Raw genomic sequence first — 16,628 nt, forward strand, 5'->3', positions numbered from 1 at the left:
CGGTCATTGGCCGTCGGTCCGCGCCTACTGCTCCGTGAAGGCGCGGGCGAAGGAATCGAGCATCGGCCGCGCGAGATATTCCAGGAAAGTCCGGTCGCCAGTGCTGATGAACGCCTCGACCGGCGTCCCGGGATAGAGCTGTTCGGGCTTCACGCGGGATGGCAGGGCGTCGATCTTCAGCTTCGCCCGGAAATAGGGTTCACGCGTAGCCTCGTCGATCAGCCGATCCGCGGAAACCTGTGTCACGGTGGCTGGAACCTCGGGCGTGAGCCGCGTGTTCAAGGCGGACAATCGCAGTTTCGCCGTCTGGCCGACGCGCACCTGATCGATGTCCTTCGGCCGCAGCTTCGCGTCTACGACCAATCCCGATGCTGTCGGCAGGATCTCCATGATCTTTTCGCCGGGGGCAATTACGCTGCCCTTGGAATTGTAGGTCGACGACACCACGATGCCCGCTGCCGGCGCCTTGATTGTCGTGCGCCGCAGCACCGCCGCGGCCGCCCTGATCTGTTCCTCGATGTCGGCCAGGTTTGAGCGAACCTCGTCCAGCTTCGTCAGCGCCTCCTCCACCCGTTGCGTGGTCAAGCGCTCGGTCTGCTCCTGCGCTTCGACGATCTGGGTGCTGGCCGATGCAAGATTGGCCTCCAGTGCCCCCGCCTGGCCGACGAGGTCGGCTTCGCTGCGCAGGAGCTGGGAGTATTCGGTGCGGTTGGTCAGGCCCTTGTCCAAAAGGCTGGTCTTGATGCCGAGCTCCTTCTTCACCACCTCGACCTGCTGCTGGATGGCTTGTTTCTGGGCGTTCAATCCCACGACGGACTGCCGATGCATGGCGACCCGCTGCGCGAGGATGGATCGTTCCGACCGGAACCGGGCGAGCCTGGCGTCGAACTCCTTCTGCTGTTCCCGAACCAGCATTTCGAAATCGTGCTGAAGCGGCACCGGCGCCGCTGTCGTGATCGGCGCCAGCCTGTCCAGCCCGTCCCGCTCCGCCTCCAGCCGCGCCGCACTTGCCCTGAGCGCGATCGACTGCCTCGTCAGCCGGTTGAGCTCGGCCTGCGCGGCGGTTGGATCCAGCACGATCAGATCCTGCGCCTGCCGCACGCGATCGCCTTCATGGACCAGCAACTCCTGGACGATGCCGCCCTCGGGGTGCTGGATGAGGATGTTCCCGCCCATCGCCGAGATCGTGCCTTGCGTGATCACCGCGCCGGCCAACGGGGCGCTGACCGCCCAATAGCCGAAGCAACCTGCAAATACCGCTATCGCGGCATAGCCGGCCAATGCCACGCGTCCCGTGTCGGTGCGCGGACTGCGTTCCCCGGCGAGGCCCTGCACTGCCATCGTCTACGATCCAAAGCGGGTTTTTTGCGGGGCGCTGCGGATCGTCGTGGCGAACGACCCCGTCACCACCGTATTCTGCTGGGGAGAATTGCCGGCGAGCGGCTGCCGCAGCAAATCACTGCTCGGACCGAAGGCTTCGATCGCACCGTCGCGCAGCAGCATCACGCGGTCGCAGGCCGCTGCCATCGAAGGGCGGTGTGTGATAACGATCAAGGTAGTCCCTGCCTCGCGCGCGGCAGAGAGCACCGCTTCGAGCGCCGCCTCGCCGGCGCCGTCGAGATGGGCGTTGGGCTCGTCCAGAACGAGAATTCTGGGATTGCCGTAGAGGGCGCGCGCCAGCCCGATCCTTTGGCGCTCGCCGCCCGACAGCGCCCTGTCAGACGGGCCAATCATCGTCTGGTAGCCGTCGCGCTGCGCCAAAATCAGGTCATGGGCCTGGGCACGCTTTGCCGCCTCGACGATCGAGGCATCATCCGCGTCGGGGTCGAAGCGGCCGACATTCTCCGCGATCGATCCCGGGAAAAGTTCCACCTCCTGCGCGAGATAGCCGATATGCCTTCCAAGCTGCTTTTCGTCCCAGGTCCTGAGGTCCGCGCCGTCGATCCTGACCGAGCCGCTGACCGGTTGGAGCGCGCCGACAAGCAATCTGGCGAGCGTCGATTTACCGGCTCCGCTCGGGCCCACGATCGCCACCGCCTCGCCGGCCCCGATATGGAAATTCAGCCTCTTGACGATGGGCTGACTGGCGGGCGTATTTGGCGCGATGTAGATCAGATCCTGCGCCGAAATCGCGCCTGACGGATCAGGCAAGGCCAGTTTTTGCGCCCCGGTCGGATGCGCCGAAAGGGTCGCCTCCAGCCGTTTCCACGATCGCCTGGCGTCGACGATCTGCCGCCACGAGCCGATCAGCTGGTCGAGCGGCTGCAGCGCGCGCGACGAGACCAGGGAGGATGCAAAGATCATCCCGGCCGTCATCTTTCCTTGCAGGACCAGCCATGCTCCCACGCCCAGTATCGCCAGTTGCAGCATCATCCGCACGGCACGCGACGTTCCGCTGAAGATCGCATTGGCCGTCGACGCGCGGTCGTGAACGATCAGCGCTTCGGCGACGTGCTTTCCCCACGCCCGCGCGGCGTTCTGGACCATGCCCATGGCGCGCAGCGTCTCCGCGTTGCGGGCAAAGGCCTGCTCCGACTGGCTGGCGACCGCCGAACGTCGTGAAAACAAGGCGTCGTTCCTGCCGACGGCAAGCTGGGTTGCCAGGACCAGTGCAAGCAGCATCGCCACGCCAGCCAGCGTGAGCCAGAACAGGACGGGATGGATCAGGTAGAGCAGGCCGAGGAACACGGGAGCAAACGGCAGGTCGAACAGGACCGCCACGCCGCGCGATCTGATGAAGGCGCATACCGAGGCGAGATCGCGCAATGGCGACAGGCCTGCGGAGGCATGGTTGGGCGCGAGCGAGGCGGCGAACGTCTGCGCACCGAGCTTGCTGTCGATGCTGGCCGCGACGCGCTGCGTGTAAATGGAACGCACTGCGTCCAGAAAACCAAGAAAGGCTAGCGCGAGAACCGCGATGATCGACAGGTAGACAAGCGTCTCGACATTGGAAGAAGGCAGGACCCGATCATACACCTGCAACAGATACAACGGGATCACGAGCAGCAGGACGTTGATCAGCAACGAGAAAACGCCGACATCGGCGATGGCGCGCCACAAGACCGCCCGTAGACCTGATTGTCCAATCATTTCCCGCATTTCCCTAGGCCGAGTGGTCGCCCGCGACGTCCAACGGGTGGTGCTGCGGGTCATCCAGCGTGTAGGCGCGGATATAGTTGATCTTCATCTCCGCCGGCGTGGCGAGATGATCGGGAGGCGCGCCGGCAAAACCGCCCACGGCGAGATTGGCCAGCATGTACATGGGCGTGTGCATGTCGGATGGCGTCGCGGCTTCGGCGACCTTTACGCCGTCATAGGTCCAGACGAGCGTATCCGGCGTCCACAGCAGGCCATAGGTATGGAAGCCGTCGGCGTCCGAAACATTCACCGAGGAGGAGACCTTGGTGTGCTGTCCCGTCTCGTTGGAGTGCGCCGTCATGATGAGCGTGTTCGGATCCTGCCCGCGCGCTTCCACGACGTCCAGCTCCGGCGGCCACGAGCCGTCTTGCGGCAGCAGCCAGAAGGCCGGCCAGGCTCCGGCCGTTTCGGGCAGGTCCGCCCGCATTTCGAAATAGCCGTAGGTTTGCGAGAAGCTTTCGTGGGTCGTCAGGATGCCCGAGGTGTATTCGTAATTGTTGATCAGGGGCTTGATGTCTGCCGGCGCCTGCGCCGCGGTGATGGTGAGGACCCCGTTTTCCACGTTGAACGGATGCACTGAACTGGTCGGGCCGTAATTGGCGTCGATGTACCATTGCAGTTCCCCATTGCTGCTCAACGTGCTTCCGTTCGGCGCACCCCACCAGAAGTTGGAATTCCAGGTGCCGTCATGGCCGTTCCAAAGACTGAGCGTGTTGAAGTCGTCCGAAAAGGACAGCGTCATTCCTGACTTGTCGATCGGCAGTTCGAACTGGCTGGGCGCCAGCTTGTCCACCGTCGTGTTGTTGAACACCAGCACCTCGTCGGATCCGAGGTTCAGCAAGAGGTTCGCTCCTGCCTGGGTCATATGGGCCTTGACGTCATCAAACGACATGAAATCGTAGCCATTGAGGCGGACTGTGTCGTCGGCGCCGAAATCGGTGATCAGGTCGCTTCCGTTGCCCTTGGTGATGATGAAAGTGTCGGCGCCGCCGCCGCCAATCAGCACGTCGTTGCCCTGGCCGCCATCCAGTGTCTGATGGCCGGAGCCGCCCTTGACGATGTTGTCCAACGCATTTCCGAACGCATAGCGATTAGCGCCGGTGACGACGAGGTTCTCGAAATTTTCGGGGAGCTTGTAGCTCATCCATGTGTCGATCGTGTCGATGCCAGCCCCGGGATCCTCCACCACCTTGTTGTTCGTGGAATAGAGGTGGTAATAATCGTCGCCCGCACCGCCATAGATGGTGACGTTGACGCTGGCGTCCCCCCAGAAGGAATCGTTGCCGGATGTGCCGTGCAGTTCCGGCCCGGATCCGGTCGCCGAGAACCAATGGGCGGACGTGCCCGTATAGGGGAGAGGAATGCCTTTGGCGTTCACGACGGTGCTCATCAGGAAATCCTTTCCTCGCGCCTGTTCAGGTCATTCGAAACGGCAACCGCTCACGGAGCAACGTTGCCATGCACGATGTCGTTCCAGGAGCTTGCCACACAGTTCAGCATTACATCGGCTGTAGGATGAAATTTTTTGACACGAAAGCACTACAGGCCAGAAAATGGTCTATGGATCGTAATGAAATCAGTAAAACTTTTAATAAAATTCTCACTTATACCGAGAAAAACGGCAATATATTTGCCGCCACGCCTGGCGTAGGTCAAAAAAGGCGATTCCGGCTTTCTGGCGGGCCGTAACATTGCCGCTCTGGAGCAATGGGCGAATTCCAGGGCTGGCGCATCGAGCGAGGGAACAGGCCTCGGGCCGGCGGCGCAGTGCCCGCTATTTGTCTCAGGGGAAGACCGTCAAACCGCGGCTTCGATCGGTTCGGAAAGCTTCGGGTTCGAGTGCGAGGCGATCAGGCAACTGGCCACGATGAGGCCCGCTCCCGCCAGCGTGGTCCAGGTCACCGCCTCGTCGAAGAAGAACCAGCCAAGCGCGATCGCCCAGATGAAGGCGGAGTATTCGGTCGGGATCAGATATTGCGCTTCGGCGCGCGCGTACGCCCAGCTCATCAGGAATTGGCCGGCGAGCGACAACGCCGTCACCCCGGCGAGAGGAAGCCAGAGCTCGCTCGGCAGCGCAACGGCCAGCCAGGGTGCCGCAAGACCGAGGATGACGGCAACGCAAAGGTTCTGGAACAGCATGATCTCGATTGGCTTGGCCAGCAGCGCCTGTTGCCGCGCGAGGATCAGATTGTAAGCGTAGAACACCGTCGATACCAACACGGCGGCCGTGCCGAGCAGGGCATCCTCGGCATAGGTCGCATGCCCGAACTGTCCGGCTATTATGATCGCGACGCCGGCAATGCCGGCCAGCGATGCCCAGATCGCCTGTCGTTGTATCCGTTCGCCCAGCAACAGCGCGGCCAGCAGGAGCGCAAACAGCGGCGCCACGAAGCTGAGACCGATCGCCTCCGCCAGCGGCAGCCTGGCAAGGCCCCAGAAAAACGACAGCAGGACAATGCCGACAACAACGGCACGCAGCGCATGCAGCCTCAGCACGGAAAGGGCGGGAAATTCGCGCGACCCTGCCGACCAGCCGGCGCCCGCGACTACGGTCGCCAGCATGCTGCGCCATAGCACCGTGTTGTAGACGCCGACGGCAATGACCAGAATCTTCATCGCAGCATCCATTCCCGACAGAAGGAAGATGCCGAGCGCGCACACCAGCACCGGGATCATGGGGGAAACGACGCCTGCCAGGCTGGACGACTTCACGGGGCTTTGCTCATGTGATGGAACGCAGCCGGATATATCAGGGCAGAATGGCCGAGCCAGATGGCAGCTCCGCCCATATGGAGGGCCAACCGTGTCCGTCCGTGATCGCGCGAAAGCAATCTCCACAGCTCCATGGCTCAGCCCAGATACGATGCTGAACTCCGCTGTGTTGCTCACTTCCGCTGCCCCGAATGTTGATGAAAACAGATGAACATCCAGGCTTGGCCGGCGTTCCCTGCGCATGATGCGGAAACTCTTCGTGTTTGGCACCTTGAAGAAAGGCTTTCCCCTTCACGGCGAGGGTTTGTCCGGCGCCGCCTTTCTGGGCGCCTACAGGACGCGAGAGCGCTTCCCGATGCTGATCGCAGGACCTCGCTTCGCTCCGATGATGTTCAATGAGCCAGGCGTCGGCTTCCAGGTCGGCGGCGAACTCTACGCTGTGGACGATCGCGCCTTGGCAAACCTCGACAGGATGGAATCCGTCGGCAAGCCCGGAAATTTGCGCGTGCTGATCGAAGCAGAGCCTGTCGGTGGCGGGGCGCCTGTCTCGGCATATGTCTACATGAAGACCCGGCATCTCGCCGCCCCGATCCACTCCGGATATCTCGAGGACTACGATGATCGGCGCTTCACGCGTTCATCGGGCAGCTAGAACCCTTCCAGGAAAAGTGCATGGCGTTTCCCGCCTGGTTCGGCCCTCATTTCTGCGACGCCAAGTGATCCACCTCGCCACGGATGCTCCGGCGGTTTTTTTCGGCGAGGGATTTTGAGCTAAGGTGACGCACACCGATGCGGCAGAGAGCATCCAGATGACTGAACGTACCGGCACAAGAGACAGCAACACGGCAGTCGCAAGCGATCCCGCCGACGACGATCCTCGCCTGGCATTCATCTATCAGGAGGCAGTGCGAGGCCTCAATCATCAGCAGAACCTCGTCGAGAACATGAACACGCGCGCCGGCAGCCTCATCTTCGCCACCGCGTTTGTAAACTCGTTGCTTGGCGCAAGGGCGCTTTCCGACGGGCTCGGGCTCTGGGATTGGATCGCAGTGGCCCTGCTGTTCGGCATTGGCGGGCTGATCGTCTTCCTGCTTTGGCCCTATCACAAATACACGTTCCGCTTCGATCCGGAAGAGCTGCTCCATCACTATGTCGATGGCGACAGGCCGCTGAAGATATCGGCCATGCAGCGCGCGCTTGCCCTTCGCATCAAGGCGGACATGGCCAGCAACTGGCGCATCATCCAGCGGCTTCGGGTAGCATTGCAGATCGCGCTCGTTCTTTTGTTGTTCGATATCCTCGCCTGGCTTTTCGCGGTCGCCGGCATTTGACACGCACGATTTTGGGCCGATGGCTGGGCGGCGCTGTTATCCTGCGCAGGCGCCGTCGCAAGCGAATTAATCGATCGAAACTGCAACTCTTCGGCTTTCTGCGTAGGAACCCTCAACACCAAAAAAGGGCGGCGCAAGCGCCGCCCCACATCCTTGGGAGGATGATTTCGAGACGGTCAGGCTGCCTTGATTTCCTCGTCGATGGCGTCGGCCTGGCGCGCGCTCTTCAGCGCCTTGGCCCACCAGGCTACGTCGTTGACCAGCGCGGTCGCGGCCTGGTTCAGGTGCTCGATCTCCTCGAGCTTCTTCTCGCCCTGACGCACGGCGAGGAAGTCGCCCCAGGCGATATGGACGGCCGACTTGACCGGCGCCATCTGCAATTCGACCGCATGGAGGCGGAGCTGTTCGACGGCCCGGGCGCCGCCGACGCTGCCATAGCCGACGAAGCCGGCCGGCTTCTTGTTCCATTCATTGGCGGCGTAGTCGATGGCGTTCTTCAGCACGGCCGTGGGGCCGTGATTGTACTCGGCGGCGGTGAAGATGAAGCCGTCATATTCGGCGACCTTCTTCTGCCAGCGCTGCGCCACCTCGTTGGTCGACGGCACCCAGGCGGAGGATGCGACCTCGTCGAAGAAAGGCATCGGGAAATCGCGCAGGTCGACGACATCGACCTCGATGTCGGCATGCGACTTGGCGATCTTGGCGATCCACTGGGTAGGCACGTCAGCGAAGCGCGCGGCGCGTGTCGAACCGACGATGATGGCGATCTTGGGTTTGGACATAGGGCTCTCCTGGTAAGCAATTCCGGGGCAGGTAAGACTGGTATCGTTTGGATACCGGGGCTATATGAGTTCCTGTCAACTTCGTGCGCAAGGAGGCACCTTTTTGTTACTGAGGAACCCGCACAACACCGAAGACTGCCGTGCCGTTTCGGAAATCCTGCAGCGCGTCGGCGACAAGTGGACCGTGCTCGTCGTCGGCAAGCTCGGCGACGGACCGCTGCGCTTCAATGAGCTGCGCGCGGCTGTCGGCGGCATCTCGCAGAAGATGCTGACCACCACCTTGCGCGGGCTGGAACGCGACGGTTTCGTCACCCGCACCGTGTTCCCGACCATTCCGCCGCGGGTCGATTACGAGCTGACCGAACTCGGCCATGAACTGCTGGTCCCCGTCAGCGCGCTCGGCGAATGGGCGCGCAGGAACACCACGCGCGTGCGGGCCGCGCGTGCGAAATTCGATGGTCTGCATGGCTGAAATTCTACAGTCGTTCAGCAATCGTTGACTGATTGTCTTCGTGCCTGCACCGCCGCCGCAGGGCTGAAAGACAGTTTGACAGCGGTCCTAGGCTTTAGCTTTCGGCTGGAACGGCCTTCGGCTTGCCCTCGCCGTCCAGCGCCACCATGACGAAATCGGCATGCGTGACCTTTTCCATCAGGTCGGACAGATAGCGCTGCGCCCAAGCCTCGACCTTGAGCGTCATCGAGGTGCGGCCGACGCGCTCGACATGGGTGTAGATGCACAACGTGTCACCGATCTTCATCGGCTTGGCGAACGACATCTCCTTGACCGCCGCCGTCACCACCCGGCCCTTGGCGCGCTCGGCGGCGCGGATGCCGCAGGCAAGGTCCATCTGCGCCATCACCCAGCCGCCGAAAATGTCGCCGGCGGCATTGGCGTCCGAAGGCATGGCCAGCGTGCGCAGCGTCAGATCGCCGACCGGCCGTCCGTCCGCGTAGTGCACCATGCAAGATATCCCCAGAGATCGACTGCTGCTGATCCCGTATCGTCAAGGCGCCAACGCGTCAACGCGGGATGATCGCGATCCGCGGGCTCGTGCCGGCTGTGACCTTCATTTCGCGTCCCACGCAAGGACTCGCGGCGTTCTAGAAATAGCGCTCGAGGTTCGCTCGAATGCGATCCAGAACGGTATGCCCGGAAACGTCGGGGACGAACGCCTTGCCGGTGATGGCCTCGTAAGCCTGCGCATAGACTTTGGAGGCCTGTTCGACGATCTCATCCGGGATTTCCGGAATAGGCTCCCTGTAAGGGTCGCAGCGCGCCGTCACCCACGAGCGAATGAAATCCTTGTCGAAACTCTCCGGCCGCGTGCCGTTCGCCAGGGCCTGTTCGTAACTCCCGGCGATCCAGTACCGGCTGCTGTCGGGCGTGTGGATTTCGTCGGCCAGGATGATCGTCCTGTTTTTGTCGGTGCCGAATTCGTACTTCGTATCGGCGAGGATCAGGCCGCGTTCGGCGGCGCGCGCCTGGCCGCGGGCGAACAGGTTCAAGGCGTAATCCGAGACGGTGTCCCACTGCGCCTGCGTGAGCAGGCCCTGTTCGATGATCTCGGCCCTGGACAGCGGCTCGTCATGGCCGCCATGCGTGGCCTTGCTGGTCGGCGTGATGACGGGCTCGGCCAGCCTCTCATTGTCGCGTAGCCCGTCCGGCAGGCGCATGCCGTACATGTCCCGTTCGCCACGCCGGTAGCGCGTCAGGATCGAGGTGCTGGTGGTTCCCGCCAGATAGCCGCGCACGACGATCTCGACCGGAAGGATGTCGAGCCTAGTGCCGACGACGACGTTCGGGTCGGGATATTCCAGAACATGGTTCGGGCAGATATCGGCGGTTTCCTCGAACCAGTACCGCGCCGTCTGCGTCAGGATTTCGCCCTTGAACGGGATCGAGGTCAGGATGGTGTCGAAGGCGCTGAGGCGGTCTGTGGCGATAATGATGCGTCTGTTGTCCGGCAAGTCGTAATTCTCGCGGACCTTGCCCTTGTAGTGACCCGGCAGTTCGGGAATGAAAGCATCCGACAGGACACGCATGGGATCTCCTGTCTTGCGCAGAGTGGCCGATGTCCTCGCATAAGCTGTCGACCCCATGCGTATCAAGCGGGATGTTAAGGGTTCCCCCGCAAATGGACCCGGCATCGCGGTCGCTTTTTTCACAACGCATGCCGGAAGGTCCAGCGACGCGGCAAGCCCACCCCGTCTAGGCTGCGGCCAGATTTCCGGAGCCGGCCGTACCCATCATGCAGACCTATGACTTCATTATCGTCGGCTCCGGTTCGGCCGGTTCGGTGTTGGCGAACAAGCTCTCGGCCTCGGGCCGTTTCTCCGTGCTAGTGCTCGAAGCCGGCGGCAGCGACCGCCGCTTCTACGTGCAGATGCCGCTCGGCTATGGCAAGACCTTCTTCGACCCCACGGTCAACTGGAACTACAAGACGGAAGCTGATCCCGGTCTTGGCGGCAATGTCGACCACTGGCCGCGCGGCAAGCTGCTTGGCGGGTCGAGCTCGATCAACGCCATGGTGTGGATCAGGGGCGCGCGTGAGGATTTCGACGACTGGCGCGATGCCGGCAATCGTGGTTGGGGTTACGACGACCTGCTGCCGGCCTTCAAGGCGCTGGAAGACAACCAGGCCGGGGCCGACAGATGGCGCGGCACTGGCGGCCCGCTGCACATCAGTGATACGTCTGATGCCGTCCACCCGCTGACAAAGCGCTACCTCGCCGCCGCCCAGCAGGCCGGACTGCCGTTCAATCCCGATTTCAATGGCGCTGCCCAGGAAGGCGTCGGCATCTACCAGATCTCGACCCGCAACGGCCGCCGCATGTCGGCCGCGCGCGCCTTCCTGCGCCCGGCGATGAAGCGCGCAAACGTCCGTGTCGAGACCAACGCGCTGGCGAGCCGCCTCCTGTTCGAAGGCAAGCGCGCGGTCGGCATCGAATATCTGCAGAACGGCCAGACGAAGACGGCCCGCGCCGGCCGCGAAATTATCCTGTCGGCCGGCTCGATCAACTCGCCGCAGCTTCTGCAACTCTCAGGCGTCGGTCCGTCAGCCCTGCTGAAGGGATTGGGCATCCCGATCATTCACGCCAACGAGAATGTCGGCGCCAATCTGCAGGATCATGTCGGCATCAACTACACCTTCAAGGGCAAATTGCCGACGCTCAACCAGATCCTGCGTCCCTGGTGGGGCAAGCTCATGGTCGGCATGCAATACATCCTGACGCGCTCCGGCCCGCTGTCGCTGTCGATGAATCATGGCGGCGGCTTCTTCCGCACCGACCCGGCCTTTTCGCGCCCCAACATGCAGCTCTATTTCCAGGCGTTTTCGACCGTGATCCCGAAGAGCGGCGAGCGTCCGATCCTGACTCCCGACCCTTGGCCGGGCTTCTCCATCGGCCTGTCCAATTGCCGCCCATCGAGCCGCGGCGAGATCATGATCCGCTCCAGCAATCCGTTGGACTATCCCAGGATCGTCGCCAACGCCTATTCGACCAATGCCGATGTCGAGGAGATGCTGGCGGCGGTGAAATTCGTGCGCAAGATCGCCTCGATGCCGGCCCTGGCGGAGATCATCGCCGAGGAGGTTTTGCCAGGCCCGTCAATCACTTCGGACGCCGACCTGATCACGGATTTCAGGAAACGCTCCGGCACCGTCTATCATCCGGTCTCGACCTGCCGCATGGGACCCGATCCCTCGCGCGCCGTGGTCGATCCGCGGCTCAAGGTACATGGGCTGGAAGGCTTGCGCGTCATCGACGCCTCGATCTTCCCCGACAACATCACCGGCAACACCAACGCCGCCTCGATCCTGACCGGATGGAAAGGCGCCGAACTGGTTCTGGAGGACCAAGAATGAAGATCACCGACGTCAAGACCTGGGTTGTCGGCAATCCCCCGCCCGGCATCGGCGGCAAGTATTTCATCTTCGTCAAGCTCACCACCGATGGCGGTGTGGTGGGATACGGCGAGGCTTATAACGCCACCTTCTCCGCCCATGTCACGGCCAGGATGATCGAGGACATGGCCGAGCGCTATCTCGTCGGCGGCGATCCGCATGACATCGAGAACTTCTTTCGTCGCGCCTATTCCTCTGGATTCACCCAGCGCCCCGATGTGTCCGGCATGGGCTGCTTCTCGGCGCTGGAAATGGCCTGTTGGGACATCATCGGCAAGGAAGCCGGCAAACCCGTCTACAAGCTGCTCGGCGGCCAGGTGCATGAGACGCTGCGCTCCTACACCTATCTCTATCCGCATACCGGCAGCGTCCATTCCGAGGATGCCCCGGACGGCAGGAACGTCTACAACGATCCCGAAATGGCGGCGGCCTGCGCGCTCGAATATGTCGAGCAGGGTTTCAATGCCGTCAAGCTCGACCCGGCCGGTCCCTACACCGCCTTTGACGGCCACCAGCCGCGCCTGCTCGACATCGACGTCTCGACCCGCATGATCAAGGCGATCCGCGAGGCGGTGGGCACCCGCGCCGACATATTGTTCGGCACGCATGGCCAGTTCACCGCCTCCGGCGCCCTCCGCCTGGCGCGCGCCATCGAGCCCTATGACCCCTTGTGGTTCGAGGAGCCGGTGCCGCCCGACATGCCCGAGGTGATGGCGCAAGTCGCACGCGCGACCTCCATCCCGATCGCCACCGGCGAGCGGCTGACGACCAAGTTCGAGTTCGCCCGCGTCATCGAGAACCGGGCCGCGACCATATTGCAGCCGGACCTCGGCCGCTCCGGCGGCATTCTCGAAACCAAGAAGATCGCCGCCATGGCCGAGGCCTACCACATCCAGATCGCACCGCATTGCTATTGCGGACCGATCGTCGGCGCCGCCAACATCCAGCTGGCGGTGACATTGCCCAACTTCCTGATCCTGGAATCACTGAAGCAATGGGACGGTTTTCACGCCACGCTGCTCAAGAAGAAGATCGAGTGGCAGGACGGCAACGTCATCCCGTCGAAGGAACCCGGCCTCGGCGTCGAGCTCAACGAGGCTGTCTGCGACGCCCATCCCTACACCGGCAAGGACCTGCATTTGCAGATGATGCAAACGCCGCTGATGCCGTGAACGAGCGCCGGACGGCGGGCTTCACCATGCGGCCGGTCACCTACAGCATGTTCAGCGGCAAGGCACCAAGGATCGGATAGGATCGGCGCTCTGCGACCAGATCAGGCTTTGGGGAGCAGTTTGCTCATGCTCACGCGCTCCTCAACCTCATACCCGCATTTGTGGTAGAACCCCAGAACCTCTGAATTGGAAGCGACAACTTGGAGGTTGATCTTTACGCAGCCAAGGGCGGCGAGCCGCCGTTCGGCTTCCTGGATGAGAGCCTCGCCGATCCCTTTGCGGCGATGGGATTGCAGGACGGCGATGCGGGAAATCCAGCCCCGGTGGCCATCATATCCGGCCATGATCGAACCAACGACCCGACCAGATTCGAGTACGACCAAAAGGAGGGTCGGCTGATGCCTCAGCTTCTCGGGGATCGAACTACGAGCGGCGTTCCAAGGGGTGTCATTGGGGAATGCGTCCTGCCAAAGCGCATCAACTCCGTCAAAATGACTGTCGGTGTATTCAATGATCGAGAACATTCGCGTCCATTCCAGCTGATCTGATTGAAGCCTGAAACAGGGTAGATTATCGGGCGATTTCAGAACCTTAAATGGATCGTTGGAATCACGGCCGCAACGACCTGAATCAGTCCCTCAACGTCTTGATTCAATATCTGAGGGTCAGCGCGCCGGGCAGGATCTCGAAGGTCGCCGGTATGCGCCCAGGCGACTCGCCGTCGATGTCGACCAGCGCGCCGTTCTTTTCCACGTCGCCCAGCGGTTCGACCACCACTTTCCTGCCGCGCAATATGGTAATGGCCGGATGGTTGCGATGCCTGCCGCCATAGAGCAGGCGGATATCCCAGATCAGCTTCAGCTTGCTGGCCGCGCGCAGGATGACGATGTCGAATTGGCCGTCGGTCAGGTCGGCGTCCGGCGCGATCATCATTCCGCCGCCGAAGAATTTGCCGTTGGCCACCGCCACCAGCGCCATTCGCGCCTCGACCGGGGCGCCATCGTCGACCGAAATCGTCACATCCTGGAACCGGTAGCGGGCGAATTCGACCACGGTGCGCCACAGGAACAACGTCTTGGCCGCAACCTTGCCCTTGCGCTTGTCCGCATTGACGGCCCGATCGGTCGCGCCAGAGAGCCCCAGGCTCGCAATGTTGACGAAGTGCCGGCTGGCCAGCGCGCCATGGTCGTCGATATAGCAGATGCGTCCTGCATCGACCGCCCTGCCCTTGGCCCCGGCGATCCGCTTCAGCGTCGCATCCACCTCCTTCGGCAGGCCGAGCCCGCGCGCCAAGTCGATACCCGTGCCGCACGGCAGCAGGCCGAGTTCGGGCGCGCGGCCGTTTTCCATCGAGGCCTGCAGCAGCCCGTCGGCCACCTCGCTCGCCGTGCCGTCGCCACCGGCCGCGATCACCAGGTCGAACCCGTTTGCCGCGAGGTCGAGCGCGAGCCGCTCGGCGTCGCCTTCGGCCTGCGTTTCGCGCAGTTCGAACTCGCCGAAGTGGTCTTTCAGCGAAACGGCGACCTCGGACCAATGCCGTTTCAGCCAGCCGCCGCCGGCAATCGGATTGAGCACCACCCCGACCTTCAATGCGCATCCTCCCCGCAAGGCGCCGAGCACGCGGCCCGATCCTTTGCCGGCATTGAAGCCCGCGCCCGTTGGCGGAGCAATAGGCGCTCTCGGTTCGCGTACTGAAAAAGCAGGGCAGGCTGTCTAAGGCCTTGGAGCTTGAAAATTCCGGGGCTTCTGGCAATGGTCCCCGATAATCCCGCTATCCACAGCCTCAGGGCCATTCCCCAAGGCCCTTCCCCGGCGTAAATTCAACCCATCTCAGGCGGCTACCGATCACCCAGCCGAAAGGCGAAAGTGAAAGGCGGATTTCCTGAGGCCCGTACGGCCCGAAGCGAGAGCAGGCTCGCCTGCTTCGAGGGACGGAAGCCGAGACCTACGGGGCCGCGGAAAGCGTGCCAACGCCGACGGCGGACCGATGCTGCCATGAAGGACGGCAAAAACCTTCGATGGCCGCAGGGCAAAGCCCGCAAGGGTGGAGACCGGCGTGGTCTAGAACGGGCGCGGCCTTCGGGCGGCGACTGGCAGGACCGTCAACATCAAGGCCGGCATGGTGCGACGACTTTAGGGAAGTTGCTGCCGTGACCGTGTCCTGGTCTGACAGGGAGGCGCTGGGAGAAATCCCGGCGCCGACTGTCTTTTTCCTCCCGCTCAGGCGCCTTCCCGGCGAAGTTGCGGGCGCCGCTTCACCGCGCGCCAAAATCGGTTAGTATCGCCTTGTCAGAGCCCGCCTGCGTTTGCAGGCGGGCTCGCTGAAGGGGGACACTTCATGACATTGATCCAGAAGCTTGCCGCCGCCACGGCCTGATCGGCCATGGTCCTGTTCCGCTTCATGAAGCGTATCATCAGGACGATCCTCTGGCTGATCGTCATCATTGTCCTGATCCCGATCGCCGGGCTGGCCTACGGTTTCCTGACGACGCCGTCGCTGGACAAGGCACCGTTGCCGGGCATCGCCGAAGGCGCGCCGCCGTCGGCGCTCGCCGCCAGGGTGCGCGCCGAAATCCCCGGCTACCAGCGGCCGCAGGAATCGACCTTTCTCACCTACCCGGAATGGGCCATCGTCTATGCCGCGCGCGAATATGCCGGTTTCGTCGCCAAGGACCAGCCGAGCGGCTTTCCTTGCTTCGCCTATGTCGGCCGCTTCTGGCAGGACTACGCCATGGTGATCCGCGCCAGCTCCGCCTATAAATTCAACTACGCCAACCACCAGATGCCGGTCGTCATCGGCACCAGCCACACGATTGAGCATGCCCTGCAATGGGCTTATGAAAACACGGTCGGCCGCATCACCGAGGCGATTGCGGGCAGACGCACGGCGACTGACATCTACCAGGGCAAGGTGGCGGCCGAATACGCCGCCTTCCTCGACCAAGGGCCGTGGTACCAGTTTCCCTATGCCGAGAAGCGCGCCGGGCTTTTCGCCGTCCAGCCGGCGCCGGGCGACAGCGCCGTGCGCTCCAGCGAACGAAAGCTTGCCTTCGGCCTCGCCGACACTATCAAGCAGTTCTATGCCGACCTGATCAGGCAGGCACTCGCGGCAACGCCCGATCCGGCCTTCCTCGACATCCATGTCTGGGCCAAGGGGCCGGTCGGCGAAGCGACGCGCAACGAAGCCGACACCTTGCTCGAACGCGACTACGGCCCCGACGGCACCGTTTTCGTCACCAAGCGCTATCAGGTGTTCACCGACATGATCCCGCGCCTGATCGACAAGGGCGTCTCATTCGTCGAAATCGGCGGCAATGACGAGATCATGGTCACCGTGCTCTCCACGGATTCGATCGCCGTCCCCGAAGGCATGCGCATCCTGTTCAGCTATCCGCTGCCGGCCGATCCATCGACACGCCGCACCGGCATGGTCGTAGCCGTACCCAAGCTGCATCTGGTATTGCCGGCGCTGATCAAATCAGGCGCCAGGCTGGAGCACGTCTACGACTACTGAGGCCTTTCGGCCACGGTGCGCGGAGAACGGCTGTGTCGAGCGCCCCGCCATGCTCATTCCACAATCGCGGCCAA

General features: G+C 62.8%; 16 protein-coding genes. 7 read left to right on the forward strand and 9 right to left on the reverse strand.

The genetic code is table 11. The features are described 5' to 3' along the window. Positions 1-24: 24 nt before the first annotated feature. Genes LB566_RS06015 through LB566_RS06025 form a run of 3 tightly spaced genes read right to left on the reverse strand, consistent with a single transcriptional unit; the run spans position 25 to position 4,528 of the window. Positions 25-1,341, reverse strand: a complete 1,317-nt coding sequence (locus LB566_RS06015; RefSeq protein ID WP_224623729.1) for an HlyD family type I secretion periplasmic adaptor subunit — start codon at positions 1,339-1,341, stop codon at positions 25-27. 3 nt (positions 1,342-1,344) lie between these two features. Continuing rightward, positions 1,345-3,090 carry a type I secretion system permease/ATPase gene (locus tag LB566_RS06020; RefSeq protein ID WP_224623730.1) on the reverse strand — a complete coding sequence of 582 codons (1,746 nt, stop codon included), beginning with the start codon at positions 3,088-3,090 and terminating at the stop codon, positions 1,345-1,347. Positions 3,091-3,103: 13 nt separating this feature from the next. Then, entirely contained in the window at positions 3,104-4,528 is a 1,425-nt protein-coding gene (locus LB566_RS06025; RefSeq protein WP_318012826.1) for a family 16 glycosylhydrolase, read from the reverse strand. A gap of 68 nt (positions 4,529-4,596) precedes the next feature. Between LB566_RS06025 and LB566_RS06030 the strand changes: the two genes are divergently transcribed. Further along, on the forward strand, positions 4,597-4,827 hold the full coding sequence (locus LB566_RS06030; RefSeq protein ID WP_224623731.1) for a hypothetical protein: 231 nt from the start codon (positions 4,597-4,599) through the stop codon (positions 4,825-4,827). A gap of 108 nt (positions 4,828-4,935) precedes the next feature. On the opposite strand, the gene LB566_RS06035 is transcribed toward LB566_RS06030, so the two are convergent. Beyond that, a complete protein-coding gene (locus LB566_RS06035) occupies positions 4,936-5,814 on the reverse strand; it encodes a DMT family transporter (protein WP_224624106.1) in 879 nt (292 codons plus the stop codon). 295 nt (positions 5,815-6,109) lie between these two features. On the opposite strand from LB566_RS06035, the gene LB566_RS06040 reads away from it, so the two are divergent. Beyond that, positions 6,110-6,502 (forward strand): gamma-glutamylcyclotransferase family protein, encoded by a 393-nt coding sequence (locus LB566_RS06040; RefSeq protein WP_318012827.1) that lies wholly within the window; start codon positions 6,110-6,112, stop codon positions 6,500-6,502. 157 nt (positions 6,503-6,659) lie between these two features. Then, complete coding sequence (locus tag LB566_RS06045) at positions 6,660-7,181, forward strand: hypothetical protein (protein WP_181172398.1); 522 nt, start codon at positions 6,660-6,662, stop codon at positions 7,179-7,181. A 176-nt stretch (positions 7,182-7,357) separates the two neighbouring features. On the opposite strand, the gene LB566_RS06050 is transcribed toward LB566_RS06045, so the two are convergent. Then, complete coding sequence (locus LB566_RS06050) at positions 7,358-7,963, reverse strand: NADPH-dependent FMN reductase (RefSeq protein ID WP_140549905.1); 606 nt, start codon at positions 7,961-7,963, stop codon at positions 7,358-7,360. Positions 7,964-8,066: 103 nt separating this feature from the next. On the opposite strand from LB566_RS06050, the gene LB566_RS06055 reads away from it, so the two are divergent. Then, a complete protein-coding gene (locus LB566_RS06055) occupies positions 8,067-8,435 on the forward strand; it encodes a winged helix-turn-helix transcriptional regulator (protein WP_181165214.1) in 369 nt (122 codons plus the stop codon). 94 nt (positions 8,436-8,529) lie between these two features. On the opposite strand, the gene LB566_RS06060 is transcribed toward LB566_RS06055, so the two are convergent. After that, complete coding sequence (locus LB566_RS06060) at positions 8,530-8,925, reverse strand: acyl-CoA thioesterase (RefSeq protein ID WP_140549903.1); 396 nt, start codon at positions 8,923-8,925, stop codon at positions 8,530-8,532. 139 nt (positions 8,926-9,064) lie between these two features. Beyond that, positions 9,065-10,006: a phosphoribosylaminoimidazolesuccinocarboxamide synthase gene (locus LB566_RS06065; protein ID WP_224623732.1), complete on the reverse strand. Its 942-nt coding sequence runs from the start codon at positions 10,004-10,006 to the stop codon at positions 9,065-9,067. 206 nt (positions 10,007-10,212) lie between these two features. Here LB566_RS06065 and LB566_RS06070 point away from each other — a divergent pair, with 206 nt between their 5' ends. Both LB566_RS06070 and LB566_RS06075 read left to right on the forward strand, forming a co-directional pair. Then, positions 10,213-11,829: a GMC family oxidoreductase gene (locus tag LB566_RS06070; protein ID WP_224623733.1), complete on the forward strand. Its 1,617-nt coding sequence runs from the start codon at positions 10,213-10,215 to the stop codon at positions 11,827-11,829. Beyond that, entirely contained in the window at positions 11,826-13,040 is a 1,215-nt protein-coding gene (locus LB566_RS06075) for a mandelate racemase/muconate lactonizing enzyme family protein (protein ID WP_224623734.1), read from the forward strand. The genes LB566_RS06070 and LB566_RS06075 overlap by 4 nt, the downstream gene beginning before the upstream one ends. Positions 13,041-13,141: 101 nt before the next feature. Here LB566_RS06075 and LB566_RS06080 read toward each other — a convergent pair whose 3' ends face one another. Together LB566_RS06080 and LB566_RS06085 are read right to left on the reverse strand one after the other, a co-directional pair. Continuing rightward, on the reverse strand, positions 13,142-13,564 hold the full coding sequence (locus LB566_RS06080; RefSeq protein ID WP_224623735.1) for a GNAT family acetyltransferase: 423 nt from the start codon (positions 13,562-13,564) through the stop codon (positions 13,142-13,144). 127 nt (positions 13,565-13,691) lie between these two features. Continuing rightward, positions 13,692-14,630 (reverse strand): diacylglycerol/lipid kinase family protein, encoded by a 939-nt coding sequence (locus LB566_RS06085; RefSeq protein ID WP_224623736.1) that lies wholly within the window; start codon positions 14,628-14,630, stop codon positions 13,692-13,694. 793 nt (positions 14,631-15,423) lie between these two features. Between LB566_RS06085 and LB566_RS06090 the strand changes: the two genes are divergently transcribed. After that, the gene (locus LB566_RS06090) at positions 15,424-16,554 is read left to right on the forward strand and encodes a hypothetical protein (RefSeq protein ID WP_224623737.1); all 1,131 of its coding nucleotides are present in this window, start codon (positions 15,424-15,426) and stop codon (positions 16,552-16,554) included. Positions 16,555-16,628: the final 74 nt, after the last annotated feature.

The organism is Mesorhizobium sp. CA13, from assembly GCF_020165235.1.
GTDB lineage: Bacteria > Pseudomonadota > Alphaproteobacteria > Rhizobiales > Rhizobiaceae > Mesorhizobium.